The 25781-nt window shown below is 61.3% G+C and carries 25 protein-coding genes; 11 read left to right on the forward strand and 14 right to left on the reverse strand.

The features are described from left to right. Positions 1 to 59: 59 nt before the first annotated feature. The gene (locus PSH65_RS18195) at positions 60 to 680 is read right to left on the reverse strand and encodes a TetR/AcrR family transcriptional regulator (RefSeq protein ID WP_007899508.1); all 621 of its coding nucleotides are present in this window, start codon (positions 678 to 680) and stop codon (positions 60 to 62) included. Positions 681 to 919: 239 nt separating this feature from the next. On the opposite strand from PSH65_RS18195, the gene PSH65_RS18200 reads away from it, so the two are divergent. From PSH65_RS18200 to PSH65_RS18230, 7 genes are all read left to right on the forward strand, one after another. Continuing rightward, entirely contained in the window at positions 920 to 2215 is a 1296-nt protein-coding gene (locus PSH65_RS18200) for an OprD family porin (protein ID WP_305421611.1), read from the forward strand. A 280-nt stretch (positions 2216 to 2495) separates the two neighbouring features. After that, positions 2496 to 3320 (forward strand): NAD(P)-dependent oxidoreductase, encoded by an 825-nt coding sequence (locus PSH65_RS18205; protein WP_305421612.1) that lies wholly within the window; start codon positions 2496 to 2498, stop codon positions 3318 to 3320. Between the two features lie 45 nt (positions 3321 to 3365). Next, positions 3366 to 4259: an SMP-30/gluconolactonase/LRE family protein gene (locus PSH65_RS18210; RefSeq protein ID WP_305421613.1), complete on the forward strand. Its 894-nt coding sequence runs from the start codon at positions 3366 to 3368 to the stop codon at positions 4257 to 4259. Positions 4260 to 4319: 60 nt separating this feature from the next. Beyond that, complete coding sequence (locus tag PSH65_RS18215; protein ID WP_305421614.1) at positions 4320 to 5303, forward strand: TRAP transporter substrate-binding protein; 984 nt, start codon at positions 4320 to 4322, stop codon at positions 5301 to 5303. A 76-nt stretch (positions 5304 to 5379) separates the two neighbouring features. Next, positions 5380 to 5907 (forward strand): TRAP transporter small permease, encoded by a 528-nt coding sequence (locus tag PSH65_RS18220; protein WP_305421615.1) that lies wholly within the window; start codon positions 5380 to 5382, stop codon positions 5905 to 5907. Further along, the gene (locus PSH65_RS18225) at positions 5908 to 7188 is read left to right on the forward strand and encodes a TRAP transporter large permease (protein WP_305421616.1); all 1281 of its coding nucleotides are present in this window, start codon (positions 5908 to 5910) and stop codon (positions 7186 to 7188) included. Positions 7189 to 7360: 172 nt separating this feature from the next. Then, positions 7361 to 8236 (forward strand): aldose 1-epimerase, encoded by an 876-nt coding sequence (locus PSH65_RS18230; protein ID WP_305421617.1) that lies wholly within the window; start codon positions 7361 to 7363, stop codon positions 8234 to 8236. On the opposite strand, the gene PSH65_RS18235 is transcribed toward PSH65_RS18230, so the two are convergent. From PSH65_RS18235 to PSH65_RS18295, 13 genes are all read right to left on the reverse strand, one after another. After that, the gene (locus PSH65_RS18235) at positions 8221 to 9948 is read right to left on the reverse strand and encodes a NahK/ErcS family hybrid sensor histidine kinase/response regulator (protein WP_305421618.1); all 1728 of its coding nucleotides are present in this window, start codon (positions 9946 to 9948) and stop codon (positions 8221 to 8223) included. The two genes, PSH65_RS18230 and PSH65_RS18235, sit on opposite strands and share 16 nt — an antisense overlap. After that, entirely contained in the window at positions 9932 to 11095 is a 1164-nt protein-coding gene (ercA, locus tag PSH65_RS18240) for an alcohol dehydrogenase-like regulatory protein ErcA (RefSeq protein WP_305421619.1), read from the reverse strand. The genes PSH65_RS18235 and ercA overlap by 17 nt, the downstream gene beginning before the upstream one ends. Positions 11096 to 11336: 241 nt before the next feature. Then, positions 11337 to 12470, reverse strand: coding sequence for a pyrroloquinoline quinone biosynthesis protein PqqE (pqqE, locus tag PSH65_RS18245; protein ID WP_305421620.1), 1134 nt, complete (start codon positions 12468 to 12470; stop codon positions 11337 to 11339). Beyond that, a complete protein-coding gene (gene pqqC / locus PSH65_RS18250) occupies positions 12467 to 13219 on the reverse strand; it encodes a pyrroloquinoline-quinone synthase PqqC (protein ID WP_305421621.1) in 753 nt (250 codons plus the stop codon). Before pqqC ends, pqqE begins: the two co-directional genes overlap by 4 nt. A 140-nt stretch (positions 13220 to 13359) precedes the next feature. Continuing rightward, positions 13360 to 14274 carry a pyrroloquinoline quinone biosynthesis protein PqqB gene (gene pqqB / locus PSH65_RS18255; RefSeq protein WP_305421622.1) on the reverse strand — a complete coding sequence of 305 codons (915 nt, stop codon included), beginning with the start codon at positions 14272 to 14274 and terminating at the stop codon, positions 13360 to 13362. 54 nt (positions 14275 to 14328) lie between these two features. After that, the gene (gene pqqA / locus PSH65_RS18260) at positions 14329 to 14400 is read right to left on the reverse strand and encodes a pyrroloquinoline quinone precursor peptide PqqA (protein ID WP_010455123.1); all 72 of its coding nucleotides are present in this window, start codon (positions 14398 to 14400) and stop codon (positions 14329 to 14331) included. A gap of 256 nt (positions 14401 to 14656) precedes the next feature. Continuing rightward, positions 14657 to 16177, reverse strand: a complete 1521-nt coding sequence (locus PSH65_RS18265) for an aldehyde dehydrogenase family protein (RefSeq protein ID WP_123359747.1) — start codon at positions 16175 to 16177, stop codon at positions 14657 to 14659. Positions 16178 to 16419: 242 nt separating this feature from the next. Next, entirely contained in the window at positions 16420 to 18195 is a 1776-nt protein-coding gene (locus PSH65_RS18270; protein WP_305421623.1) for a PQQ-dependent methanol/ethanol family dehydrogenase, read from the reverse strand. A 266-nt stretch (positions 18196 to 18461) separates the two neighbouring features. After that, entirely contained in the window at positions 18462 to 19400 is a 939-nt protein-coding gene (locus tag PSH65_RS18275) for a quinoprotein relay system zinc metallohydrolase 1 (RefSeq protein ID WP_305421624.1), read from the reverse strand. A gap of 15 nt (positions 19401 to 19415) precedes the next feature. After that, positions 19416 to 20165, reverse strand: a complete 750-nt coding sequence (locus PSH65_RS18280; RefSeq protein ID WP_305421625.1) for a quinoprotein dehydrogenase-associated SoxYZ-like carrier — start codon at positions 20163 to 20165, stop codon at positions 19416 to 19418. Continuing rightward, positions 20165 to 21040 carry an ABC transporter substrate-binding protein gene (locus PSH65_RS18285; RefSeq protein ID WP_305421626.1) on the reverse strand — a complete coding sequence of 292 codons (876 nt, stop codon included), beginning with the start codon at positions 21038 to 21040 and terminating at the stop codon, positions 20165 to 20167. Before PSH65_RS18285 ends, PSH65_RS18280 begins: the two co-directional genes overlap by 1 nt. Positions 21041 to 21043: 3 nt before the next feature. Continuing rightward, on the reverse strand, positions 21044 to 21505 hold the full coding sequence (gene pedF / locus PSH65_RS18290; protein WP_305421627.1) for a cytochrome c-550 PedF: 462 nt from the start codon (positions 21503 to 21505) through the stop codon (positions 21044 to 21046). Between the two features lie 103 nt (positions 21506 to 21608). Beyond that, positions 21609 to 21737, reverse strand: a complete 129-nt coding sequence (locus PSH65_RS18295; protein ID WP_305421628.1) for a hypothetical protein — start codon at positions 21735 to 21737, stop codon at positions 21609 to 21611. A gap of 160 nt (positions 21738 to 21897) precedes the next feature. Here PSH65_RS18295 and PSH65_RS18300 point away from each other — a divergent pair, with 160 nt between their 5' ends. From PSH65_RS18300 to PSH65_RS18315, 4 genes are read left to right on the forward strand one after another with little or no spacing between them, the layout of a single operon-like run. Next, entirely contained in the window at positions 21898 to 23082 is a 1185-nt protein-coding gene (locus PSH65_RS18300; RefSeq protein ID WP_305421629.1) for an ABC transporter substrate-binding protein, read from the forward strand. A 33-nt stretch (positions 23083 to 23115) separates the two neighbouring features. Beyond that, complete coding sequence (locus PSH65_RS18305) at positions 23116 to 24075, forward strand: YVTN family beta-propeller repeat protein (protein WP_305421630.1); 960 nt, start codon at positions 23116 to 23118, stop codon at positions 24073 to 24075. Next, positions 24072 to 24815, forward strand: coding sequence for an ABC transporter ATP-binding protein (locus PSH65_RS18310; protein ID WP_305421631.1), 744 nt, complete (start codon positions 24072 to 24074; stop codon positions 24813 to 24815). Before PSH65_RS18305 ends, PSH65_RS18310 begins: the two co-directional genes overlap by 4 nt. Next, entirely contained in the window at positions 24812 to 25603 is a 792-nt protein-coding gene (locus PSH65_RS18315) for an ABC transporter permease (RefSeq protein WP_305421632.1), read from the forward strand. Before PSH65_RS18310 ends, PSH65_RS18315 begins: the two co-directional genes overlap by 4 nt. The last annotated feature ends 178 nt before the right edge of the window (positions 25604 to 25781 follow it).

The raw sequence follows: 25781 nt of genomic DNA on the forward strand, positions 1-25781 counted from the left end.
CCGAGAATCCTGTGGGAGCGGGCTTGCTCGCGAAGAGGCCAGCTGCCGCGGCGCGCAACTCAAGGCTCCAACCCGATCCCACGCAATATCACACTCGTCACCGTCTGCACCGCCCGCTCGAACTGCATGTCCGACAACGGCTGGTGATCATTAAGAATATTCACCTGGTGGTCAAAGTCGGCGTAATGCTGGGTCGAAGCCCAGATCATGTACAGCAGGCTGGAAGGCTCCACCGGCAGGATGCGTTTGTCCTCCACCCACTGGCGAATTTTCGCTTCTTTCATCTTGGCCCAGTCGTACAGGCTGGCGTCCAGTTTCTCACCCAGTGTCGGCGCACCGTGGATGATTTCGTTGGCCCAGACTTTCGAGCCGTAAGGGCGACTGCGGGAATGGTTCATTTTGGCGCGGATGTAGCTGCTGAGCACCACTCGCGGGTCGTCGAACATCTCGAAGCACAGAGCATCCTGCTTCCAGACCTCCAGCAAACCCAGGAGCACCGCACTGTACAGCTCGCTCTTGGTGCTGAAGTAGTAATGCAGGTTGGAACGCGGCAGTTGCACTTCGGCGGCGATGTCAGCCATGGCGGTGCTGCCGAACCCTTTTTCGGCGAAGACTTTTTCGGCCCCCAGCAGAATCTTTTCGACGTTACTGCGACGAATCTCGATCTTGTGATTGCCCATGAGGGCTCCCTGACAACAGCGTTGGTCAAGACTAGCATCCGCTCTGGATCGGGGCGACAGGGGGAAACGAAACTTCGTACAGCGGTCTTGCGGCTCGGTGGGCCGGTATTGATGGCCTTCAACAAGTCATCGTATAACTTGTGATTGACATTCCCTCAAAGGCTTGCAAATAATCGCCGCCAATGTTGTACGACGACGTATAACAAAAATAAGAATAACAAAAACCAGGGAGCGTTACTGTGAGCAGACTCGCCCGCAATTCCTTCGCCAGCACCCCTCACCCCACCTTCGCCCGTCGCCATACCCTCAGCCTGATCGGGTGCGGCAGCCTGGCCTTCGCCCTGCCCATGACCAGCCAGGCCGAAGGTTTCGTCGATGACGCCAAGGCCACGCTGAACCTGCGCAACGCTTACATCAATCGCAACTTCACCCACCCGAACAATGCCCAGGGCAAGGCTGAAGAGTGGACGCAAAACTTCATCCTCGACGCTAAATCCGGCTTCACCCAGGGCCCCGTCGGTTTCGGCGTGGATGTGCTCGGTATGTATTCGCAGAAGCTCGACGGCGGTAAGGGCACGGGCGGCACGCAATTGCTGCCGATCCATGATGACGGCCGCCCCGCGGACAATTTCGGTCGTCTGGGTGTGGCGCTGAAAGCCAAGGTGTCGAAAACCGAATTGAAGGTCGGGGAATGGATGCCGGTGCTGCCGATCCTGCGCTCCGATGACGGCCGCTCGCTGCCGCAAACCTTTCGCGGCGGCCAGGTCACCTCTACCGAAATCAGCGGCCTGACGCTCTACGGCGGCCAGTTCCGCGGCAACAGCCCGCGCAATGACGCGAGCATGGAAGACATGTCGATGAACGGCAGAGGCGCGTTCACCTCCGACCGCTTCAACTTCGGCGGCGGCGAGTATGCGTTCAATGAAAAGCGCACTCAGGTCGGCGTCTGGTACGCGGAGCTCAGCGACATCTATCAGCAGCAGTATTTCAACCTGAGCCACAGCCAGCCCATGGGGGACTGGACCTTGGGGGCCAACCTCGGTTACTTCATCGGCAAGGAAGACGGCAGCGCGCTGGCCGGCGACCTCGACAACAAAACTGCGTTCGCCCTGCTCTCGGCCAAGTACGGCGGCAACACCTTCTATGTCGGCCTGCAAAAACTCAGCGGCGACAGCGCCTGGATGCGCGTCAACGGCACCAGCGGCGGCACGCTGGCCAACGACAGCTACAACGCCAGCTATGACAACGCCAGGGAACGTTCCTGGCAGGTGCGTCACGACTACAACTTCGTCGCCCTCGGCATCCCCGGTCTGACGCTGATGAACCGCTACATCAGCGGCGATAACGTACACACCGGGGCGATCACCGACGGCAAGGAATGGGGCCGCGAATCGGAACTGGCCTACACCGTGCAAAGCGGCGCGCTTAAGAGCCTCAACGTCAAATGGCGCAACGCGACCATCCGTCGCGATTTCAGTACCAACGAATTCGATGAAAACCGGATTTTCATCAGTTATCCGATTTCGTTGTTGTAAGGCCAGCACCTTTGCAGGTTGGCATAAATCCCATGTGGAAGCGGGCTTGCTCGCGAAGACGGCGGCACAGTCAACATTAGTGTCGCCTGACACACCGCCTTCGCGAGCAAGCCCGCTCCCACAGGTTCGGCACATTCATGAGAGATGAATGAACATGACCCTCCGTCAATTTCAACCAAAGTCGCGTTGACAAGCACCGGAAACCCTAACAATACTTCGACAAGTCATACGACAACCTACAACAAATCCAATAACGACAATTTTGTGTAAAGGGACTTTCATGACGACCACACCCATAGTCCGCGCGCCGTTCAATCGCCTGCTCCTGACCGGCGCCGCCGGTGGCCTCGGTAAAGTCCTGCGCGAACGCCTGCGACCTTACGCCAACGTACTCCGCCTGTCGGACATCGCCGACATGACGCCAGCCAATGATGATCGCGAAGAAGTCGTGCCATGCGACCTCGCCGACAAGCAGGCGGTGCATCAACTGGTCGAAGGCGTGGACGCGATCCTGCACTTTGGCGGCGTGTCGGTGGAGCGTCCGTTCGAGGAGATCCTCGGCGCCAACATCTGCGGCGTGTTCCATATCTACGAAGCCGCCCGCCGCCACGGTGTGAAGCGGGTGATTTTTGCCAGTTCCAACCACGTCATCGGCTTTTACAAGCAGGACGAAACCCTCGACGCCCACTCCCCTCGTCGCCCGGACGGCTACTACGGCTTGTCCAAGTCCTACGGCGAAGACATGGCCAGTTTCTACTTCGATCGCTATGGCATCGAGACCGTCAGCATCCGCATCGGCTCCTCGTTCCCGGAACCGCAAAACCGCCGAATGATGAGCACCTGGCTGAGCTTCGATGACCTGACCCAATTGCTCGAACGCGCGCTGTACACCCCGGAGGTCGGCCACACCGTGGTGTATGGCATGTCCGACAACAAGAGCGTCTGGTGGGACAACCGTTTCGCGGCGCACTTGGGTTATGCGCCCCAGGACACGTCCGAAGTGTTCCGCGAAAAAGTCGAAGCCCAACCGATGCCCGCCGAAAATGATCCGGCCCGGATCTATCAGGGCGGTGCCTTTGTCGCGGCCGGGCCGTTCGGCGACTGAGCCCTCGCCAATCCCCTCCATAACAACCCAAGGGAATGCGTTGCCATGCAAGCCGAATTGATTGTCGATGCCCGCAATGCGGTCGGTGAAAGCCCGGTGTGGGTCCCCGAGGAAAACGCCCTGTACTGGGTGGATATTCCGGCCGGAGGATTACAACGCTGGCACGCCGACAGCGGGCACGTTCACGCCTGGAAAGCCCCGCAGATGCTCGCCTGCATCGCCCGTCACAGCACGGGTGGCTGGGTCGCCGGCATGGAAAACGGATTCTTTCACCTGCAGCCGCACAACGATGGCAGCCTAGACAGCGAACTGCTGGCCCACATCGAACACGCCCGCCCCAACATGCGCCTGAACGATGGCCGCTGTGATCGTCAGGGCCGTTTCTGGGCCGGCAGCATGGTACTGAACATGGGCGCCAACGCCGCCGACGGCACGCTCTATCGCTACAGTGCCGGGCAACCCGGGCCGCTCGACGCCCGGCTCAGCGGTTTCATCGTGCCCAATGGCCTGGGCTTCAGCCCGGACGGCAAGACGATGTACCTCTCGGATTCGCACCCGAATGTGCAACAGATCTGGGCCTTCGATTACGACATCGACAGCGGCACGCCGTCCAACCGTCGGCTGTTCGTCGACATGCATCACTTTCTTGGCCGCCCCGATGGCGCGGCAGTGGATGCCGAAGGTTGTTATTGGATCTGCGCCAACGACGCCGGGCTGATTCACCGTTTCACCCCCGATGGCCGACTGGATCGTTCCCTCCCCGTGCCGGTGAAGAAACCGACCATGTGCGCCTTCGGAGGCAGCCAGCTCGACACCCTGTTTGTGACCTCGATCCGCCCCGCTGACGACCATGACGAACAGTCGCTGGCCGGCGGCGTGTTCGCCCTCAACCCCGGCGTCAAAGGCTTGCCGGAACCGGTGTTCAACGAATTGCTTTAACCCCTCTGCTGCATCGCTGTGCCTTGAATAAAAAAAACAACAAGACTGGAGACGCAACCCATGGACTTCAAACGCACCTTGCTCGCCGCCGCACTCCCCATCACCGCAGCACTCACCTTCACCCTCAGCAGCGCCGCCCAGGCGCTGGAAATCAAATTCGCCGACATCCACCCCGCCGGTTACCCGACCGTGGTCGCCGAGGAACAGCTGGGTAAAACCCTGGTGGCCGACAGCGACGGCAAGCTGACGTTCAAGATGTTCGCCGGCGGAGTGCTCGGCTCGGAAAAAGAGGTCATCGAACAGGCCCAGGTCGGCGCCATTCAGATGGCCCGGGTCAGCCTCGGCATCGTCGGGCCGGTGGTGCCGGACGTGAACGTGTTCAACATGCCGTTCGTGTTTCGCGACCAGGCGCACATGCGCAAAGTCATCGACGGTGAGGTGGGCGACGAGATCCTCGACAAAATCACCCACTCCGAATTCAACCTGGTCGCCTTGGCCTGGATGGACGGCGGTACGCGCAATATCTACACCAAAAAACCGGTACGCAGCCTCGCCGATCTCAAAGGCATGAAGATCCGCGTGCAAGGCAACCCGATGTTCATCGACACCATCAACGCCATGGGCGGCAACGGTATTGCCATGGACACCGGCGAGATCTTCAGTGCGTTGCAGACCGGGGTAATCGACGGCGCGGAAAACAACCCGCCGACCCTGCTCGAACACAACCACTACCAGAACGCCAAGTTCTACAGCCTGACCGGGCACCTGATTCTGCCCGAGCCGATTGTGATGTCGAAAATCACCTGGGAAAAACTCAGCCCCGACCAGCAAGTGCTGGTGAAAAAAGCCGCCAAAGCCGCACAGGCCCAGGAGCGCACGCTGTGGGATGCGAAGTCGGCCAGCAGTGAAGAAAAACTCAAGGCTGCCGGCGTCGAGTTCATCACCGTCGACAAAAAACCTTTCTATGAAGCCACGGCCTCGGTCCGGGAAAAATACGGCGCGCCTTATGCCGACCTGATCAAGCGCATCGAAGCCATTCAGTAACCCTCCCTGCATTCATGAAAGGCCCGGCACCGTTGACGAGCGAATTGTCAGCGGCGCCCGGTTACGGTGAAACCCGATGAAGAATCTGCTGCTGCGCATCAACGACAGGATTTACATGACCTGCATCTGGGTCGCCGGCCTGTCGGTCCTGACTATTTCCCTGATCATTCCCTGGGGCGTCTTCGCCCGATACGTCCTCGGTACCGGTTCCAGTTGGCCGGAACCCACCGCGATTTTGCTGATGATGGTCTTCACCTTCATCGGCGCCGCCGCCAGTTATCGCGCCGGTGCGCACATGGCCGTGGCCATGCTCACCGACCGTATGGCCCCCGAACTGCGCAAGACCATGAGCATCGTTTCGCAGCTGCTGATGGCGACCATTTGCCTGTTCATGGCCATCTGGGGCACCAAACTCTGCCTGTCCACCTGGAATCAATTCATGAGCGCCCTGCCCACCCTGCGTGTGGGCATCACCTACATGCCAATCCCTGTGGGCGGTGTGTTGACGCTGATTTTTGTGCTGGAAAAACTCTTGCTCGGTGACCAGAGCAACCGTCGGGTCGTGCGTTTCGACCTGGTTGAAGAAAGCGAAGGTGCCGCATAAATGGACGCTCTGATTCTGCTCGGCAGTTTTATCGCTTTGATCCTGATCGGCATGCCGGTCGCCTACGCCCTGGGGCTTTCTGCCCTGATCGGTGCGTGGTGGATCGACATCCCGTTCCAGGCGCTGATGATTCAGGTCGCCGGCGGTGTGAACAAATTCTCGTTGCTGGCGATTCCCTTCTTCGTACTCGCTGGCGCGATCATGGCCGAGGGTGGCATGTCCCGCAGGCTGGTGGCGTTCGCCGGGGTGTTGGTGGGGTTCGTGCGCGGCGGGTTGTCGCTGGTGAACATCATGGCCTCGACCTTCTTCGGCGCGATTTCCGGTTCTTCAGTGGCGGACACGGCGTCGGTCGGTTCGGTGCTGATTCCGGAAATGGAGCGTCGCGGCTACCCGCGGGCTTTCTCCACCGCAGTGACGGTCAGCGGTTCGGTGCAAGCCCTGCTGACGCCGCCCAGCCATAACTCAGTACTCTACTCGCTGGCCGCTGGCGGTACCGTTTCGATCGCTTCGCTGTTCATGGCCGGCGTGGTGCCGGGCCTGCTGATGAGCGCATGCCTGATGGTGCTGTGCCTGATCTTCGCCAGGAAGCGCAACTACCCCAAGGGCGAAGTCATCCCCCTCAAACAGGCGCTGAAAATCTGCGGTGAAGCGATGTGGGGGTTGATGGCGATGGTCATCATTCTCGGCGGGATTCTCTCGGGCATCTTCACCGCCACCGAATCGGCGGCGATCGCGGTGCTGTGGTCGTTCTTCGTCACCATGTTCATCTACCGTGACTACAAGTGGCGTGAGCTGCCCAAGTTGATGCACCGCACGGTGCGCACCATTTCGATCGTGATGATCCTGATCGGCTTCGCCGCCAGCTTCGGCTACATCATGACGCTGATGCAGATCCCGGCGAAGATCACCACGATGTTCCTGACCCTGTCGGACAACCGTTACGTGATCCTGATGTGCATCAACGTGATGCTGCTGTTGCTCGGCACGGTGATGGACATGGCGCCGCTGATCCTGATCCTTACGCCGATTCTGATGCCGGTGATTCTGGGCATTGGCGTGGACCCGGTGCAGTTCGGCATGATCATGCTGGTGAACCTGGGGATCGGCTTGATCACGCCGCCAGTGGGCGCGGTGCTGTTTGTCGGCTCGGCGGTGGGCAAGGTCAGCATCGAAAGCACCGTTAAAGCGCTGCTGCCGTTCTACGGCGTGTTGTTCCTGGTGCTGATGGCCGTGACTTACATTCCCGCCATTTCGCTGTGGTTGCCGCATTTGGTGTTGTAACAACGGCTGGCAAATCTCCCTGTGGCGAGGGAGCTTGCTCCCGTTGGCTCGCGTAGCGGGCCCCAGCAATTTTCCAGAGGGACCGAGTTACCTGGATTTACGACTGCTTCGCAGCCGAACGGGAGCAAGCTCCCTCGCCACAAAAAACCTCATGCAGCCAATGAAGATCGCCATGACACCCACACTCCTCGAACTCGAAGACGAACTCACCCGCCTCACCCTCGCCCCGGAACTCGGGGCGAGCATAGTCAACTGGACCGTACGCAGCACCGGCCAGCCGCTGTTGCGCCACAGCGACCAACACGCCTTGAACACCGGCCTGCCCGGCAAGCTCGCCTGCTATCCCCTGGCGCCGTGGTCGAACCGTATCGCCGAAGGCGGTTTCGACTGCCCCGGTGGCTGGCTCGCGCTGACGCCCAACAGCCTCACCGATCCGCTGCCGATTCATGGCAGCGCCTGGCAGCAGCCGTGGCAGATCGTCTCGCACACTTGCGATGAAATCGTCCTGCAACTCGACAGCACCACGCCCTTCGCTTATCGCGCAAGGCAACGTTTTCATCTGAGTGAGGGCAAGTTGAGCATCGGTTTACAGGTCACTCATCTAGCCGAACACGCCGCCTGGCATGGGCTCGGTTTACACCCCTATTTCCCGCGCACCGCAGGCACTCGGTTGCAGGCGCAGGCGCGACAGGTCTGGTTATGCGACAGCGCAAAACTGCCAACACAACTCACTTCGATACCCAAGGATTGGGACTTCAGCCAGCCCCGGGCATTACCCGAAACGCTGGTGGACAATGGCTTTTGCGCATGGGACGGCCACTGCCTGATCCAGCAACCCAAGCTGGGTTATGAACTGGAATGCCAAGCCACCGGCAGCGACTACTACCTGCTCTCCTGCCCTGAGGGCCTGGAGTTTTTCTGTATCGAACCGGTGAGCCACCCGGTCAATGCCCATCACTTGCCGGGTCGGCCAGGGTTGCGTTTGCTGGAGCAAGGCCAATCCGCCGAGCTCGGTTTCAGCCTGCGCTATCGCTACGCCAACAGCTGAGTCAACACCGCGCGCAACTTGCCGGGCTTCACTGGTTTGTTCAGCAGCGGCGCGTCGAGGCGCTGCAATGAGCGCCGACACTGGTCGGTGCGGTCTGCGGTGATGATCACCGCCGGAATCGCCTGGCTGAAATGCTCGCGCAAATGCCGAACCACCTCACAGCCCACCACCCCGTGATCCAGGTGATAGTCCGCCAGAATCAGTTCCGGCGCCTGTCCTTGCAAAGCCATCAGCGCGGTGGCCTCGTCGGTGGCGGTGACCACCTCGCACCCCCACTGCCCGAGCAGCGCGCTCATGCTTTCAAGAATGCTGACCTCGTTGTCCAGCACCAACAGCCGCCGGCCCGGCAACGGGTTGCCGGTGCTTGGTTGTGGTGCGGCCTGGCTGATGGGCAATGGAATCTCATGGGAAATCGGCACCTCGATGCTGAACATCGAACCGCGCCCCGGCCGCGAATGTACCTGAATCCGGTAGTCGAGGATCTTGGCGATGCGTTCGACAATCGCCAGTCCCAAGCCCACGCCCTTGCGATCGGCGGCGCGCCCGACGTCCAGTTGGTTAAATTCGAGGAAGATCGAGTCAAGACGATCCGCCGCAATCCCGCGCCCGGTGTCCCACACTTCGATACGCAGCACATCGCCCCGGCGTCTTGCCCCCAGCAGAATGCAGCCCTCGTCGGTGTAGCGGCAGGCATTGCTGAGGAAGTTGCGCAGGATTCGGGTCATCAGGCGCAAGTCGGTATGAAGGGCGTAATCGCCCATGTGTACCCGCAGGTTCAACCCCGCTGCCGCAGCCACCGACTGAAACTCCGAGACCAATGGCGCGAACAATTCGTCAAGGCGGTACAGGGCAATGTCCGGCTTCACCGCAGCCTGATCGAGCCGGGAAATATCCAGCAGATCGGTGAGCAAGTCTTCGGCCCCTTCCAACGCCTGATGCGTGCGCTCCACCAGCACCTGCTCGACGTCGGGCAGTTTGCGTTCGCGCAAGGTCGAGATCAGCAAACGCGCGGCGTTGAGCGGTTGCAGCAAGTCGTGACTGGCGGCGGCGAGGTATTTGTCCTTGCTGCGATTGGCCGCCTCGGCGGCATCACGGGCATCGCGCAAGGCTTCTGCGATCTGTTTGCGCTGGGTGATCTGCTGTTGCAGATTGCGGTTGGCGTCCAGCAACTCGTTGGTGCGTGCGGTAACCCGCTGCTCCAGTTGGTCATTGAGTTGTTGCAGGCGCTGCTGAGCCAGTTTTCGCTCAGTGATGTCGGCGACAAAGCCCTCCACCAGGCCCTCCTGATCCGGTTTGAGCAGCAAGTTCATCAACACGTCGAGGACGCTGCCGTCCTTGCGCCGCAGCTGAGTTTCATAGCCCAGCAGGCTGCGCTCGCGCTGGAGGATTTCGCCGATGCTTTCCAGCTCTTGTGCCCCGCCGACGAACAGCGTGCCCGCCAGGTCCGTCAGGGAAAACAGCACCTCCTGCGGGTCCTGATAGCCGAGCATCCGCGCCAGTGCCGGATTGGCGGCGCGCATGCCTTCCAGCAGGCTGGCCTGGAAGATCCCGTGCACCGCGTTTTCGAACAGCCATTTGTAGCGGTTGCGTTCGGTTTCCAGTTCATCCAGGCGCGCGGCCAGTTCCGGGTAATGACTCTTGCGCGCCGAGTGATTGCCTAAACCCAGTAACCCGGCCAGCGCCCGTTGTTGCTCGTCAGAGGGCTTCGCCATAGACGACCTCGACGTCGCGCTGACTGGATTCGCGCGGGTTGGTGAGAATGCACGGGTCGTGCATGGCGTGTTGCGACAGAAACGGAATGTCCGCCGTACTCACCCCGTGCAAGCCCAGGGTTTCATGGAAGCCGATGGCATGTTTGAGGGCGATCAGGTGTTCGACCAGACGCCCGCAAATCTGCCGGTGATTCAGGCCACGGCAATCAATACCGAACGTCTCGGCGATCACCTTGAAGCGCTCCGGCGCCGAGCTGTAGTTGAACGCCACCACGTGCTCCACCAGCACCGCGTTGCACAAACCGTGAGGCAGATCGAGGAAGCCGCCGAGGCTGTGGGACATGGCGTGCACCGCGCCAAGAATCGCGTTGGAGAACGCCAGCCCGGCCTGCATGCTGCCGAGCATGATTTTTTCCCGCAGGGCGATGTCACTGGGGTTGGCGATCATTTGCACCAGATTGCCGTTGATCAGCCGCATCGCCTCCAGCGCATGCGGGTCGGTGAGCGGCCCGTGACCGGTGGAGACGAAGGCTTCGATGGCATGGACCAACGCGTCGATGCCGGTACAGGCCGACAGGAACGGGTCCATGCTCAGGGTGGTTTCCGGATCGATCAGCGACACGTCCGGCACCGCGGCCTTGCTGACGATGGAGAATTTCATGCGTTCTTGTTGATTGGAGATGATCACGAACTGCGATACATCAGCCGAAGTGCCAGCGGTGGTCGGGATCAGGATCAGCGGCGGGCTGGGCATGCGCAACATGTCCACGCCCTCGAATTCGAGGATGTTGCGCCCGTGGGCGACGACAATGCCGATGCCCTTGCCGCAATCCATCGGGCTACCGCCGCCGACCGCGACGATCACATCGCAGTGATTCTCCCGGTACAGCTCGGCGCCGAGCATGACCTCTTCGATCCGCGGGTTGGGCGAGACGTCGCTATATAGAAAGTAATCAATACCCTGGGCTTGCAGGCTGGCCTCGACATCGGCGACCCAACCGGCGGCAATCACACCGGGGTCGCTGACCACCAGCACTTTGCGGGCGCCGAAGGTCTTGGCGTAGTTGCCGACGTTATGCCGGCAGCCGGCACCAAAGATGATTTCAGGCGAAACGAATTTACGCAGCTGGCTGAGATTCTGGCTCATTGGAAAGCCTGTTTTTATTGTTTTGAAGGTAAAGCCACACTAACGCATCCGGCTGCGAATGCAATCAGACCAATGGGTAGCCGCCTGGGATGTGCTCGAGTTTTGTATTCACCGGAGATCCCTGTGGGAGCGGGCTTGCCCGCGATGAGGCCATCACATCCAGCATTACCGTTGGCTGATACACCGCTATCGCGGGCAAGCCCGCTCCCACAGGGATCTGCGTCGGATACGCCTTTTGGATTCATCCGCGATAGATCAGCCGCGAAGCCTTTTCGTTGCGCAACGTCAGGTGTTCCATGCCCTGCCCCGGCGCGTCGGCTTCGTCCCGGGCCTTGAGAATAACGTCGTGGTGCGGCGACTTGCTGCACACCGGGTCGGCGTTGCTCGCATCACCGGTGAGCATGAACGCCTGGCAACGGCAGCCGCCGAGGTCCTTGTGCTTTTCATCGCAGGAACGGCACGGCTCTTTCATCCAGTCATCACCACGAAAACGGTTGAAACCGAAGGAGTCGTTCCAGATGTGTTCGATGCTGTGCTCGCGCACGTTGGGAAACTGCACCGGCAACTGGCGGGCACTATGACAAGGCAAGGCCGTGCCATCCGGGGTGATGTCGAGAAACAGGTTGGCCCAGCCATTCATGCAGGTCTTGGGGCGTTCTTCGTAGTAATCCGGGGTGACGAAAATCAGCTTGCACGGGTGGCCCTCGGCCTCAAGCCGCTGGCGGTATTCATGGGTGATCCGTTCGGCACGCTGCAACTGTTCGCGGGTCGGCAACAGGCCGACGCGGTTGAGTTCGGCCCAACCGTAGAACTGGCACGTCGCCAACTCAACGAAATCCGCCTCCAGCTCCAGGCACAGTTCGATGATCTGCGCGATCTGGTCGATGTTGTGCCGATGGGTGACGAAGTTCAGCACCATCGGGTAGCCCTGGGCTTTCACCGCCCGGGCCATGGCCAGTTTCTGGGCGAAGGCCTTGCGCGAGCCGGCGAGCAGATTGTTGACCTCTTCATCGGCGGCCTGAAAACTGATCTGAATGTGGTCCAGCCCCGCGATCTTGAAATCGCGCACCTTCTGTTCGGTCAGGCCGATACCCGAGGTGATCAGGTTGGTGTAGTAACCCATGTCCCGCGCGGCCTTGATCAGCTCGGCCAGGTCTTGGCGCACCAACGGTTCGCCACCGGAAAAACCCAGTTGCGCAGCACCCATCTCCCGCGCCTCGCGGAACACGCGAATCCACTCTTCTGTGCTCAACTCCTCACCCTGTTGGGCGAAGTCCAGCGGGTTGGAGCAATACGGGCATTGCAGCGGGCAGCGATAGGTCAGTTCCGCCAGCAACCACAGCGGTGGGCCGGGTTGATGTTCGATCAGGCTCACAGGCTGATCCCCCGGTGCCAGACCCGCTCGGTGGTGACGGTGTGATACGGCGGGCGGCCCAGCTCATAGGCCATGCTCATCGCGTCGAGCATGCTCCACAGCACATCAAGCTTGAACTGTAGAATCTCCAGCATGCGTTGCTGGCCTTCGACCGTGACGTAGTGCGCCAGGGTGATGCGCAAACCATGCTCGACATCACGCCTCGCCTGGCTCAGACGCGTACGGAAATAGTCGTAACCGGCCGGGTCGATCCATGGGTAATGGGTGGGCCAGGCGTCGAGCCGGGACTGGTGAATCTGTGGCGCGAACAATTCGGTCAGCGAGCTGCTGGCCGCTTCTTGCCAGCGCGCGCGACGGGCGAAATTGACGTAGGCATCCACGGCGAAACGCACGCCCGGCAGCACTAGCTCTTGCGAGAGGATTTGTTCGCGATCCAGCCCCACTGCTTCGCCCAATCGTAGCCACGCTTCGATGCCGCCTTCACTGCCGGGGACGCCGTCATGGTCGAGAATCCGTTGCAGCCATTCCCGGCGCACGTCGCGGTCCGGGCAGTTGGCGAGGATTGCGGCATCCTTGAGTGGAATGTTCACCTGGTAATAGAAGCGATTGGCGACCCAGCCCTGAATCTGCTCACGGGTGGCGCGCCCGGCGTACATGGCTTGGTGGAATGGGTGGTGGATGTGGTAACAGGCGCCTTTGGCGCGCAGGGCGGCTTCGAATTCGATGGGGGTCAGGGGGGTGTCAGTCATTGCGGTTCTCCGGATTTTGCGGTGTCTGGTCTGGCGCCTTCGCGGGCAAGCCCGCTCCCACAGTTGATCGGTGTGAACATAGGTTTTGTGTGCACCGCAGATCCTTGTGGGAGCGGGCTTGCCCGCGATGGGGCCATCCGCTACAACTCAATACTCATGCCATCGAACGCCACTTCAATCCCGCGCCGCTCCAGCAGTGCGCGCTCGGCCGAGTCTTCATCGAGGATCGGGTTGGTGTTGTTGATGTGGATCAGCACCTTGCGCTGGCGATTGAGGCCCTCCAGCACGTCGAGCATCCCGCCGGGGCCGCTTTGTGGCAGGTGGCCCATTTCGCGGCCCAGGCTCTGGCCGACTTCGCACACGCGCATTTCATCGTCGCGCCAGAGCGTGCCGTCCAGCAGCAGGCAATCGGCGCGCTGCATCCAGCTCATTACCTCGGCATCGACCTGCCCCAGCCCCGGCGCATAGAACACCGATGCACCGTTGCGCAGGTCTTCGATGAACAGGCCGATGGTGTCGCCCGGTTGCGGGTTGCCGCGATTGGGCGAGTACGGCGGCGCATTGCTGACCAAGGGAATCGCGCGAAATTGCAGGTGTGGGCAGGCCGCGATGCGGAACGGCTCGCGATCCAGTTCGATGGGTTGCCACTGCAAGCCACCGTTCCAGTGCTGGAGCATGCTGAACAAGGGAAAGCCGCTGCTCAGGTCTTCGTGAACCCGCTCGGTGCACCAGACCGAATGCGGGCAGCCTTCGCGCAGGCTCAACAGCCCGGTGCAATGGTCGATCTGACTGTCCAGCAGGACGACACCGGCAATCGCCGTGTCCCGCAAGCGTCGGGCCGGTTGCATCGCCGGAAAACTTTCCAATTGCGCGCGAATATCCGGTGAAGCATTGCAGAGCACCCACTCCACACCGTCGTCGCTCAGGGCAATGGACGACTGCGTGCGGCGTTGTGCGCGCAGGTTGCCGTGGCGCATCGCCGCGCATTGACGGCAGTTGCAGTTCCATTGCGGAAAACCGCCGCCAGCGGCGGAACCGAGAACGCGGATGTGCATGGGAGGGCTCCAGAAGGCAGGCCCGGCCAACGCGACGGCTGACCGGGCGATCAATCAACGGTTGGCGAAATACATCGTCACTTCGAAGCCAATGCGCAGATCGGTAAACGCGGGTTTATTCCACATGGGTCAATCCTCTTCTTGTGCCGGACGATTCCGGTAAGACCATTAATGCATGGGGGATGAGATGACCGAATGCTACTTTCGAAGGAGGTTGTGGGGTGCGTTGGTAGGGGGTATTGCGCGGTCTTCAAGTACACCCATAACCCTGTGGGAGCGGGCTTGCCCGCGATGGCGGTGTCACATTCAACACATGCGTTGAATGACAGTTCGCTATCGCGGGCAAGCCCGCTCCCACAGGTTTCAATGGTGCTCTTGCGGGTTAGAAGAACCCCAGCGGATTGATGTCGTAGCTCACCAACAGGTTTTTGGTCTGTTGGTAATGGTCGAGCATCATCTTGTGGTTCTCACGGCCGACACCGGACTTCTTGTAGCCACCAAACGCGGCATGGGCCGGGTACAGGTGGTAGCAGTTGGTCCAGACGCGCCCGGCCTTGATCGCCCGGCCCATGCGGTAGGCGCGGTTGATGTCGCGGGTCCACAGGCCGGCGCCGAGGCCGAATTCGCTGTCGTTGGCAATCGCCAGGGCTTCGGCTTCGTCCTTGAAGGTGGTGATGCCCACTACCGGGCCGAAGATTTCTTCCTGGAACACACGCATTTTGTTGTGACCCTTGAGCAGGGTCGGCTGGATGTAATAGCCGCTCGACAAGTCGCCTTCAAGACGCTCGGCCGCGCCGCCGGTGAGCAGCTCGGCGCCCTCCTCCTGAGCGATTTTCAGGTACGAGAGGATCTTGTCGTATTGCTGCTCGGACGCCTGGGCGCCGACCATGGTCTCGGTGTCCAGCGGGTTGCCGCGCTTGATCTTGACGATCTTCTTCATCACCTCGGCCATGAACGGCTCGTAGATCGATTCCTGCACCAGCGCCCGGGACGGACAGGTGCAGACTTCGCCCTGATTGAAGAACGCCAGCACCAGACCTTCGGCGGCTTTCTCGATGAACTGCGGCTCGGCGTTCATGATGTCTTCGAAGAAAATGTTCGGCGACTTGCCGCCCAGTTCAACGGTGCTTGGAATAATGTTCTCGGCCGCGCAATGCATGATGTGCGCGCCCACCGGGGTGGAACCGGTGAAGGCGATCTTGGCGATGCGCTTGCTGGTGGCCAGCGCTTCACCGGCTTCGCGACCGAAACCCTGGACGATGTTCAGCACACCGGCCGGCAGCAAGTCGGCGATCAGCTCGGCGAACACCATGATCGACAGCGGCGTTTGTTCGGCGGGTTTGAGCACGATGCAGTTGCCGGCGGCCAGGGCCGGAGCGAGTTTCCAGGCGGCCATCAGCAGCGGGAAGTTCCACGGGATGATCTGCCCGACCACACCCAGCGGTTCGTGGAAGTGATAGGCGGTGGTCAGTTCGTTGATCTCGGCGGCGCCGCCTTCCTGAGCGCGGATGCAACCGGCGAAGTAACGGAAGTGGTCGGCGGCCAAAGGTACGTCGGCGTTGAGGGTTTCGCGCACGGCCTTGCCGTTGTCCCAGGTTTCGGTGACGGCGAGGATTTCCAGGTTCTGCTCGATGCGGTCGGCGATTTTCAGCAGCACCAGCGAGCGATCCTGCGCCGAGGTTTTGCCCCAGGCATCGGCGGCGGCATGGGCGGCGTCCAGGGCCTTTTCGATGTCGGCGGCGCTGGAGCGCGGGAACTCGGCGATCACTTCCCCGGTAACCGGTGAGGTGTTGGTGAAGTACTCGCCGTTGATTGGGGCAACGAACTCGCCGCCGATGAAATTGCCGTAGCGCGGTTTGAAGGAAACGACGGCGCCGGGTGTTCCGGGTTGTGCGTAGATCATGGTGGGCCTCTGTCTGGGTCGATGCCTGTCAGGCCAACAGGCGATGAACCGATAGTAGAGAGCCCCGCCTACCAGACGAATGCGCCGTTGGCAGGGGGATTCTCGTTATTTGGTAGTAGGTGATCGTTCCCACGCTCTGCGTGGGAATGCAGCCCGGGACGCTCTGCGTCCCCTCCAGAGCCGAACGCGGAGCGTCCGTTGAGGCATTCCCACGCGGAGCGTGGGAACGATCAGTGCAGCGATCAGTGTTTGGCAACGAGATCCTTGGGCAACTTGAACGTCCAGAGCATGCCGCCCTGGTTGAAGTCCTTGACGCGCTTGGCCACTTCGCCGCCCCACAGCGGTACCGCGCCGCCCCAGCCGGAGAGCACCGAAACGTATTGTTCGCCGTCCATTTCCCAGGTCACGGGCGAACCGAGCACGCCGGAACCGGTCTGGAATTCCCAGACTTTCTCGCCAGTCTTGGCATTGAATGCCTGCAGGAAACCTTCCGGCGTACCGGTGAACACCAGGTTGCCCTTGGTGGTCAGCACCCCGCCCCACAGCGGCGCGAAGTTCTTGTGGCGCCAGACTTCCTTGCCGGTTTTCGGGTCGATGGCGCGCAGCACGCCGATGTAGTCTTCGTTCAACGGTTTGATAGTGAAACCAGCGCCGAGGAACGCCGCGCCTTTCTTGTAGGCGATGCCTTCGTTCCAGATGTCCATGCCCCACTCGTTGGACGGCACATAGAACAGGCCGGTGTCGCGGTTGTAGGCCATCGGCATCCAGTTTTTCGCCCCCAGGAACGCTGGCGCGACAAACACCGAACTGCCTTTGGCCTCGGAGCCCGGCGCACCCGGACGGCTGGTTTCGTTGTAGATCGGCCGACCGTTTTTATCCAGGCCGCTGGCCCAGGTGATCTTGTCCACGAACGGGAAGCCGCGAATGAATTTGCCGTTGGTGCGATCGAGCACGTAGAAGAAACCGTTACGGTCCGCGGTGGCCGCGGCTTTGATTTCCTTACCGCCTTCGTTGTAGTTGAACGACACCAGTTCGTTCACGCCGTCATAGTCCCAACCGTCGTGGGGCGTACTCTGGAAGTGCCATTTGATCGTGCCATCGTCCGGGTTCAGCGCCAGGCGCGACGATGAGTAGAGGTTGTCGCCAGGACGCAGGTGCGAGTTCCACGGCGCCGGGTTACCGGTGCCGAATAGCAGCAGATTGGTTTCCGGATCGTAGTAGCCGCCCAGCCAAGGTGCCGCGCCGCCGGTTTTCCACAGATCGCCCGGCCAGGTCTTGCCCGCTTCGCCGCCGGAGATGCCGTTTTCTACCGCTTTGCCATCCTTGTAGACATAGCCCATGTGGCCTTCGACGGTGGGACGAGTCCACAGCAGGCTGCCGTTTTTCGGGTCGTAGGCTTCGATCTTGCCCACCACCCCGAACTCGCCGCCGGCCACGCCGGTGATCAATTTGCCGTTGATCACCAACGGCGCGGCGCTGATGGAATAGCCTTCCTTGTGGTCGGCGACTTTCTTGCTCCAGACGACTTTGCCGGTGTCCTTGTTCAGGGCCACGAGCTTGGCGTCGAGGGTGCCGAAAATCACCAGGTCGCCATACAGCGCCACGCCACGGTTGATCACATCGCAGCACGGGCGGATGTCATCGGGCAGGCGTGCGTCGTATTGCCAGAGTTTGCGACCGGTGCGCGCATCCACCGCGAATACCCGCGAGTAGGAACCGGTCATGTACATCACGCCGTCCTTGATCATCGGCTGCGCCTGCTGACCGCGCTGCTTTTCCCCGCCGAACGAAAAGGCCCAGACCGGTCGCAAGTCCTTCACGTTGTCGACATTGAGGGTGTCCAGCGGGCTGTAGCGCTGACCCTGGACGCCCAGTCCGTTGGTGACGATCTGCTCCGGGTTCTTCGGGTCCTGGAGGATGTCTTGATCGGAGACTGCGGCCAATGCCTGGCAAGACAACAGCATGGCACTGAGCAGCACGCTCAAGGCGAAGGGTTGGCGACGTGCGGGTTGGGTCATGACGGCTACCTCTGCGGTTTTTGTTATACCCGGGAAATTTTCCCGGTCTGGTGCAGATTCTTGGGCGCCGCCGCCCATGCAACAATTGCCCGCAGTACGGAGATTTCTAGTTCCTTGGTACAGGGTCGGAGGAGAAGATCACCGAAAGATCGTTCCCACGCTCCGCGTGGGAATGCAGCCCGGGACGCTCCGCGTCCCTTGCAGAGCCGAACGCGGAGCGTCCGTTGAGGCATTCCCACGCAGAGCGTGGGAACGATCAACGATCATCACTTGCCCGCGGTGGAATCCACCCGCCTCATCTGCCCCCGCTCGTAACGCGGGTACAAATGGCTGACACTGCGAATCAGCTCATAGCGGCTCAGGCTGATCCCCACGAAACGCTCGGGGATGGGGCTGCGGATCATCTCGGCCATGTCGCTGCCGTTGGCGGCGCCGTCGCGCATGAGTTGATCGAGCCAGGAGAGGTAATCGCGCATTTGCTCGAATGGTTTGGTGTCCGTCGCCACGGGGCCATGACCGGGAACGATCAGCGTCCACGGCAACCCCTCAAGCGTGGCGATGTCCGCCAGCCACACCGACAGTCCCGGACTGTTGGGCGTGGTCAGGGCCCGTTGATAAAACACCAGATCCCCGGCAAACAGCACGCCGGTTTTCTGGTCGAGAATAGCCAGATCCGCACCGGTGTGCCCACCCAGACTCAGCAGCCGCAGATCGTGGTTCCCAAAACTTTGCACGCCAGGCGTCAGCGCCTGCGTGGGCAACACCACTTCGGTGCCGCGCATCCAGTCACCCACCAGTCGATACATGTTTTCAGCCATGACATCGCCCTGTTGCCGCAACAGTTCAGTGGTACCGGCCAAGGCTCCGATCGGCACGTCGGTGAAAGCCTGATTGCCCAGCACATGGTCAGGATGGTGGTGGGTCAGCAGCACCTGGATCACCGGTTTATCGGTGGTCGCCGCAATCGCTTTGCGCAGGGCTTCGCCATAGCGTTTCGACGGCCCGGTGTCGATGACCACCACGCCCTGCTCGGTGACGATGAACGCGGTGTTGACGATGTTGCCGCCGTTGCTCTTGGCGAAATTATCGGTGCTGCCTTCCAGCAACCAGGTGTCTTCGGCGATCTGCCGGGGCTTGAGTGCGTAATCGGGATCGGCCAAGACCGGCAGGCTCAGACTGATGAACAACAGCAGTATCCAGCGCATCACTCGCTCCTTGAGTCAGGGAATGGCCGCATCGAATTGATTGCCGCTGTTGTCGCGCAACACCAGGCGCGTCTGCCCTGCGCCTTCGATATCGAAGGCCAAATTGGGGTTTTCGCTGACCGCCGGGAACAACTCCAGACGCGCCAGCAATTGATCGTTTTGATCGCGCAGCTCGGCCTGGTTGATGAAAAATTCCGGGATGCCACTGACCATGCCGTTGTCCATCGGATGCGCCACCTGCACACGCACGCGACTGAATTCGCCACGGGGATAACGACCGCCGAGCACTTCGCCGATGCGTTCTTCCCAACCCGGCTGGGTGCGCACCACGCTCGGCGCCGTACAACCGCCGCCCGCCGCATCGATCAGGGTCGAGCCGACATGCCACAGCCCGTCGCGGGTCAGTACCGCCGCACGCAACGGCGTGGCCTGTTCCACGCGGATGCGGATCGACAGCCATGGCAGCACATCGGTCAAGGGTTCGAAGTCGACGATTTTTGGCAGCGGATTGAGTTCGGCCCAGGCGAGGATTCGCACCACTTCGCCCTTGAACGCCCGGGCGTCGATTTCCAGCGGTACTTGTCGAGCGTCTTCGGCAAACGGCGGCGCGAGCAACTTGACCCGCTCGTCGAACACGAACGGTGCGTCGCCGAGCATCTGCTTGTGATAGAACGTCCACATCACCGACGGCACCGGATCGACATCCACCGCGTGCGCGGCCAAGGGCAACCAGCAGGCCAACAGACAACTCGCTCGCCAGTTCACTATTGATACATCTCGGGCACGTCATACCGCAGGCCATAACGGGCATAAATGGCGTTCACCGAGCCCTCGCGAATCAACGTTTCCAGCGCCTCTTCCACTGCATAGGCCAGTTGCCGGTTGCTTTCATGCACCGCCATGCCGATCTCCCAGAGCTGTTTACCCATATTCGGGTAAGCGTTTTCCGCCAACGCCACTTGCGGGTCGGCGGCCTGATGGACTTGCCAATCGATCTCGCCGCGCATGGCCATTACCGCGTCAACTTCACCGGCCTTCATGGCGGCAAAGGCCTGGGGCACGCCTGGGTAATGGTGGGTCTTGGCGGCGAGCATGCCGTTGAACACCGAGGTCAGGTAAAACGAGGGCACGCTGTCGACTTCGACGCCGATCGGGTGTTGCTGGAACACCGCGACGCTGGCCACTGAATTCAGTCGACGACGGTCATAGGCCACTTGCCATTGTTCGGTCTGGTACGGCCCGAACATCACCACATGGCCGTTTTCCAGCTCGCCCAGTTCGTTGCGTTTCTGTGAGTAATCGCGATCGTAGGGCACGCGCATCATCAGGTCGGCCAGTTGCTGATTGTGCAACTGACTGGCCCGCCAGATGTAATCGCGCAGGTCGTCGTCAAGCTTTTCCCCGGCGGGTGCCCAGATCAGTTTCAGGCGTACCCCCATGGCCTTGGCCAGGGCCTGGGCGAGCTCGACATCGACCCCGCGAGCCTCGCCAGCGTCTTCAAAACTGTAGGGCGCGAAGTCCTTGTACACCGCGACTTTCAGCTCGGCGGCGGCGATCATTTCGTCATAGGTACGGACCTGCGCCTGCGCTGCCTGGCAACACAGCCACACAGCGCTGATCAACACCGCGAGCAAACGCATGGGTCACTCCTCGACGTGCACGCTGTCCAGGTAGCTGCGCACCGCCCACAAGGCTTCCTGACTCAGGTAGTCGGCCATCTTCGGCATGTAGACCCGGCCATCACGTACGGCGCCATTGCGTACCCGCTCGACGAACCACTCATCACCGGCCTCGCCGCCATCGAGCATGCGCAAGTCAGGGGCGATGCCGCCGGACTTGGCTTCCAGGCCATGGCAGGCCGCGCAGTTCTGGTTGTAGGCCGAAGAGCCGATTTGCACGGCTTTGTCGCGTTCCGGGGTGGAACGGTAAGGGTTCACCGCCGCCCAACCGTCGGCATCGACCTGCACACCGGCGTCCTTGATCGGGGTCAGTCCCTGGGTTTCGATGGCCTGGGGTACCACGTTGCCGTGAGCCCAGACGGAACCTGCGCTGATGAAACCGGCCAGCAGTCCGGCAACGAGCAAGGCGTTGCGTTTTGTTGTCATTGTTCTGCCCTCAAGATTGCACGCAAAACCTCTTTGAAGAGGCTATGGCAGCCATCTTAGGAACGGCTTTGCGCCAACCCCATGCTGCTTTGGTGGCCGCGGCCTACTCCCTTGGTAGTAGGGCTTGTGGCGCAGGCCCAACCAATACGGGTCGGGCGCCGTGAAGCTTGTCGACGCCGATCAGGGTCAGGATCAGCAACAACGGCAGGAGCAGTGCTTTGAGAATTCGCATGGTCAATCTCCCCCCTTGAGTGATGGCCGTTGTAGCCCATGCTAAAACCGCGCCGCCCGGGGTGAGTTACTACCTTGGTACTGGCCCATCGGTACTTTCTGCATATTTCCCCGCCCGTCCAGGGTTCCTATGCTGACGCTACCTGTGATGGAGTGCCTTTATGCGCCAGCTCGCCCCTTATGCCTTGATCTACCTGTTGGCGATTGCCTGCGCCGCCGGGGTGGCGACCCAGGCTCAGGCGGCGGACGCACCCTTGCAGGTGCAAATCGGCTACCTCGGTTATCGCCCCGATCCTGGGCCATTGCTGTCGAATGTTATTCCCGAACCGGCCGATGCCGGCCTGCGTGGCGCCGAACTGGCAATCACCGATAGCAACAGTACCGGGCGCTTTCTCAATCACAGCTACAGCCTGGTCAGTGCGAGCGCCGACAATCCGGAGGCGCTGATCGAAGCGGCCAAGGCCCAACACGAGCAAGGCCTGCGCCTGTTTGTGGTGAATGCACCGGCGCAGACCCTGCGCCGACTCAGCGCCGTGCTCCCCGACAGCCTGCTGTTCAACGCCGGCAGCCCGGATGACAGCCTGCGCAGCACCGACTGCTTGCCGAACGTGCTGCACAGCCTGCCGAGCCGGGCGATGCTGGCCGATGCACTCGCGCAATTTCTGGTACTGCGCAAATGGCAACGGGCGCTGCTGATCGTCGGCCCGACCGCCGACGATCAAGCCTACGCCACCGCCCTGCGCCGGGCGGCGAAACGCTTCGGCCTGCAACTGGTCGCGGAAAAAGCCTGGAGTTTCGATAACGACCAGCGCCGCAGCGCCCAGGCCGACATGCCGCTGTTCACCCAGACCGCCGAGTACGACGTGGTGCTGGTGGCCGATGAACGGGGCGACTTCGGCGAATACGTGCCCTATCAGACCTGGTATCCACGGCCGGTGGCCGGCACTCAGGGCCTGACGCCGGTGGGCTGGCACAAGACCGTGGAAACCTTCGGTGCCGCGCAGTTGCAGAAACGCTTCGAAGCCCTGGCCGGGCGCTGGATGAACGACCGGGATTTCGCTGCGTGGATGGCCGTACGCAGCATCGCCAGCGCGGTGGGCAAACTGCGCCAGGCCGATGCCATGGCGATCCGTACGCTTGAAATCAGCGATCAATTGCCGCTGGACGGTTTCAAGGGCCGCAAGCTCAGTTATCGGTCGTGGAACGGTCAGTTGCGCCAGCCGATCCCCATCGTGCAACCCCGGGCGCTGGTCAGCACGTCGCCGCAAGACGGTTTCCTGCACCCCTTCAACGAAATGGACAGCCTGGGTTACGACAAAGCCGAGGTCAGCTGCCGCTTTCTCTGACAGCCCTACCACCACAATAAGAAGGAATCTGCCATGCGCCGCACCCTGCTTTCCTGCGCCCTGCTGCTCGCCGCCGGGCACGCCGCTGCCAGCACCGCCTGGGTCTCCAACGAAAAGGACAACAGCCTGAGCCTGATCGATATGCAGACCCTGCAAGTCACCGACACCCTGCCCGTCGGCCAGCGCCCGCGCGGCCTGTTGCTATCCCACGACAATAAGCTGCTGTACATCTGCGCCAGCGATTCGGATCGGGTCCAGGTGATGGACGTCGCCACGCGCAAGATCATCAAGGAACTGCCCTCGGGCAAAGACCCCGAGCAATTCGCCCTGCACCCCAACAATCGCTGGTTGTACGTCTCCAACGAGGACGATGCGCTGGTGACGGTGATCGACACCGAAACCTCCAAAGTGCTTGGGCAGATCAGCGTCGGCGTCGAACCTGAAGGCATGGCCGTCAGCCCCGACGGCAAGTGGGCGGTGAACACCAGTGAAACCACCAACATGCTGCACTGGATCGACACCAGCACCCAGACCTTGGCCGACAACACCCTGGTCGATCAGCGGCCGCGTTTCGTCGAATTCAATCCCGATGGCTCGCAGCTCTGGGCCTCGGCGGAAATCGGCGGCACGGTGACGATTCTTGACGTCGCCAGCCGCAAGATTCTCAAAACCCTGACCTTCCAGATCAAAGGCGTGCACCCGGACAAAGTCCAGCCGGTGGGGATCAAACTCAGCGCCGACGGCAAGTACGGTTTCGTCGCCCTCGGCCCGGCCAACCATGTGGCGGTGATCGACGCCAAGACCTTCGAGATTGTTGATTACCTGCTGGTGGGCCGACGGGTCTGGCAGATGTCGTTCACCCCGGATCAACGCCAATTGCTGGCCACCAATGGCGTCAGCGGCGATGTGTCGGTGATCGATGTCGACAGCCTCAAGGTGACCAAATCGGTGAAGGTCGGGCGCTATCCCTGGGGCGTGGTGGTCACGCCATGAACGCCCTCGACGTCAGCGACCTGAGTTTCGCTTACGGCGCGCGCGAGGCGTTGCGTCAGGTGAGTTTCAACCTGGCACCGGGGCGTTTTGCGGCGTTGCTGGGACCGAACGGCGCGGGCAAGTCGACGCTGATCGCCCTGCTCACCCGCCTTTATGATGTGCAGCGCGGTGATATCCGGGTCGGCGGCTGTTCGTTGCGCAACGCGGCACGTCCGGCGTTAAAGCAGTTGGGTGTGGTGTTTCAGCAAAGCACCTTGGATCTGGACCTCAGCGTCGAGCAAAACCTGCGTTACCACGCCGCGCTGCATGGCTTGTCCCGGCGCCAGACCAGCCTTCGTGTTGACGCCGAACTGGCGCGCCAGGCGCTGACCGAACGTCGTCGCGAACGGGTGCGCGAACTCAATGGCGGCCATCGTCGGCGGGTGGAAATCGCCCGCGCGTTGCTGCATGAGCCAAGCCTGTTGCTGCTCGACGAGGCGAGCGTCGGCCTCGATCCGGCCAGTCGCCTGGCGCTCAACCAACACATCCGCAGCCTCTGCCGCGAGCAACACATCAGCGTGCTCTGGACCACTCATTTGCTGGATGAAGTGCAGCCCAGCGACGACTTGCTGATCCTGCATCAAGGCCGCTTGGTGGCCAGCGGACAGGCAGACGCCCTGAGCCTGGAACATGGCGGCGACCTCGGTTCGGCCTTCGCTCGCCTGACCACCTCGCCCTCTTCAGGAGCAGTCGCGAGATGAACGCTTACTGGCAATGTTTCAGCGGTATCGTGCTGCGCGAATGGCTGCGCTTTGTGTTGCAGCGCACGCGGTTTCTCAGCGCGCTGGTGCGGCCTTTGTTGTGGCTGCTGGTGTTCGCCGCCGGGTTCCGCGCGGCACTCGGCATCGCCATCATCGAGCCCTACGACACCTACATTCCCTATGAGGTTTACATCATCCCGGGGCTGGCCTGCATGATCCTGTTGTTCAACGGCATGCAAGGTTCGCTGTCGATGGTCTATGACCGGGAGATGGGCAGCATGCGCGTGCTGCTGACCAGCCCCCTGCCCCGGACCTTCCTGCTGTGCAGCAAATTGCTGGCGACGTCGCTGATTTCGCTGTTGCAGGTGTATGCCTTTCTGGCGATTGCCTGGCTGTACGGCGTGCAACCACCGGCCATGGGTTTATTGCTGGCCTTGCCGGCATTGCTGCTGGTGGCGTTGATGCTCAGTGCGCTGGGCCTGTTGCTGTCCAACGCCATCCGCCAGCTGGAGAATTTTGCCGGGGTGATGAACTTCGTGATCTTCCCGCTGTTTTTCCTGTCGTCGGCGCTGTATCCGTTGTGGAAAATGCGCGAGTCCAGCGAATGGTTGTATTGGTTGTGCGCCTTGAACCCGTTCACTCATGCAGTGGAGCTGGTGCGGTTTGCGCTGTACGAACGCTTCAGCCCGTTGGCGCTGGCGGTGTGCGTAGGGCTGACGCTGGTGTTCGCCCTGCTCGCCGTGCTCACCTTCAATCCACAGCATGCGGCCTTGCGAAAATCCGGCTAACAACACTAGTCCCTGTGGGAGCGGGCTTGCCCGCGATGGCGGTGTGTCAGCCAACATCAGTGCTGGATGTGAGGGCCTCATCGCAGGCAAGCCAGCTCCCACAGGTCTGAGGTGTTCACATATTTTGTTTTCACATGCTATTCAATGTGGGAGCAAGCGGCCTTGCGCAAAACCAACT

This window comes from Pseudomonas sp. FP603 (assembly GCF_030687415.1).
In the GTDB taxonomy this organism is placed as follows: domain Bacteria; phylum Pseudomonadota; class Gammaproteobacteria; order Pseudomonadales; family Pseudomonadaceae; genus Aquipseudomonas; species Aquipseudomonas wuhanensis.

Bases quoted from the DNA above. Each gene is read 5' to 3' on its own strand.
- PSH65_RS18195 (WP_007899508.1), bottom strand. From the start codon at position 680: ATGGGCAATCACAAGATCGAGATTCGTCGCAGTAACGTCGAAAAGATT.
- PSH65_RS18205 (WP_305421612.1), top strand. From the start codon at position 2,496: ATGACGACCACACCCATAGTCCGCGCGCCGTTCAATCGCCTGCTCCTG.
- PSH65_RS18210 (WP_305421613.1), top strand. From the start codon at position 3,366: ATGCAAGCCGAATTGATTGTCGATGCCCGCAATGCGGTCGGTGAAAGC.
- PSH65_RS18215 (WP_305421614.1), top strand. From the start codon at position 4,320: ATGGACTTCAAACGCACCTTGCTCGCCGCCGCACTCCCCATCACCGCA.
- PSH65_RS18220 (WP_305421615.1), top strand. From the start codon at position 5,380: ATGAAGAATCTGCTGCTGCGCATCAACGACAGGATTTACATGACCTGC.
- PSH65_RS18225 (WP_305421616.1), top strand. From the start codon at position 5,908: ATGGACGCTCTGATTCTGCTCGGCAGTTTTATCGCTTTGATCCTGATC.
- PSH65_RS18230 (WP_305421617.1), top strand. From the start codon at position 7,361: ATGACACCCACACTCCTCGAACTCGAAGACGAACTCACCCGCCTCACC.
- PSH65_RS18235 (WP_305421618.1), bottom strand. From the start codon at position 9,948: ATGGCGAAGCCCTCTGACGAGCAACAACGGGCGCTGGCCGGGTTACTG.
- ercA (WP_305421619.1), bottom strand. From the start codon at position 11,095: ATGAGCCAGAATCTCAGCCAGCTGCGTAAATTCGTTTCGCCTGAAATC.
- pqqC (WP_305421621.1), bottom strand. From the start codon at position 13,219: ATGACTGACACCCCCCTGACCCCCATCGAATTCGAAGCCGCCCTGCGC.
- pqqB (WP_305421622.1), bottom strand. From the start codon at position 14,274: ATGCACATCCGCGTTCTCGGTTCCGCCGCTGGCGGCGGTTTTCCGCAA.
- PSH65_RS18265 (WP_123359747.1), bottom strand. From the start codon at position 16,177: ATGATCTACGCACAACCCGGAACACCCGGCGCCGTCGTTTCCTTCAAA.
- PSH65_RS18270 (WP_305421623.1), bottom strand. From the start codon at position 18,195: ATGACCCAACCCGCACGTCGCCAACCCTTCGCCTTGAGCGTGCTGCTC.
- PSH65_RS18275 (WP_305421624.1), bottom strand. From the start codon at position 19,400: ATGCGCTGGATACTGCTGTTGTTCATCAGTCTGAGCCTGCCGGTCTTG.
- PSH65_RS18285 (WP_305421626.1), bottom strand. From the start codon at position 21,040: ATGCGTTTGCTCGCGGTGTTGATCAGCGCTGTGTGGCTGTGTTGCCAG.
- pedF (WP_305421627.1), bottom strand. From the start codon at position 21,505: ATGACAACAAAACGCAACGCCTTGCTCGTTGCCGGACTGCTGGCCGGT.
- PSH65_RS18295 (WP_305421628.1), bottom strand. From the start codon at position 21,737: ATGCGAATTCTCAAAGCACTGCTCCTGCCGTTGTTGCTGATCCTGACC.
- PSH65_RS18300 (WP_305421629.1), top strand. From the start codon at position 21,898: ATGCGCCAGCTCGCCCCTTATGCCTTGATCTACCTGTTGGCGATTGCC.
- PSH65_RS18305 (WP_305421630.1), top strand. From the start codon at position 23,116: ATGCGCCGCACCCTGCTTTCCTGCGCCCTGCTGCTCGCCGCCGGGCAC.
- PSH65_RS18310 (WP_305421631.1), top strand. From the start codon at position 24,072: ATGAACGCCCTCGACGTCAGCGACCTGAGTTTCGCTTACGGCGCGCGC.
- PSH65_RS18315 (WP_305421632.1), top strand. From the start codon at position 24,812: ATGAACGCTTACTGGCAATGTTTCAGCGGTATCGTGCTGCGCGAATGG.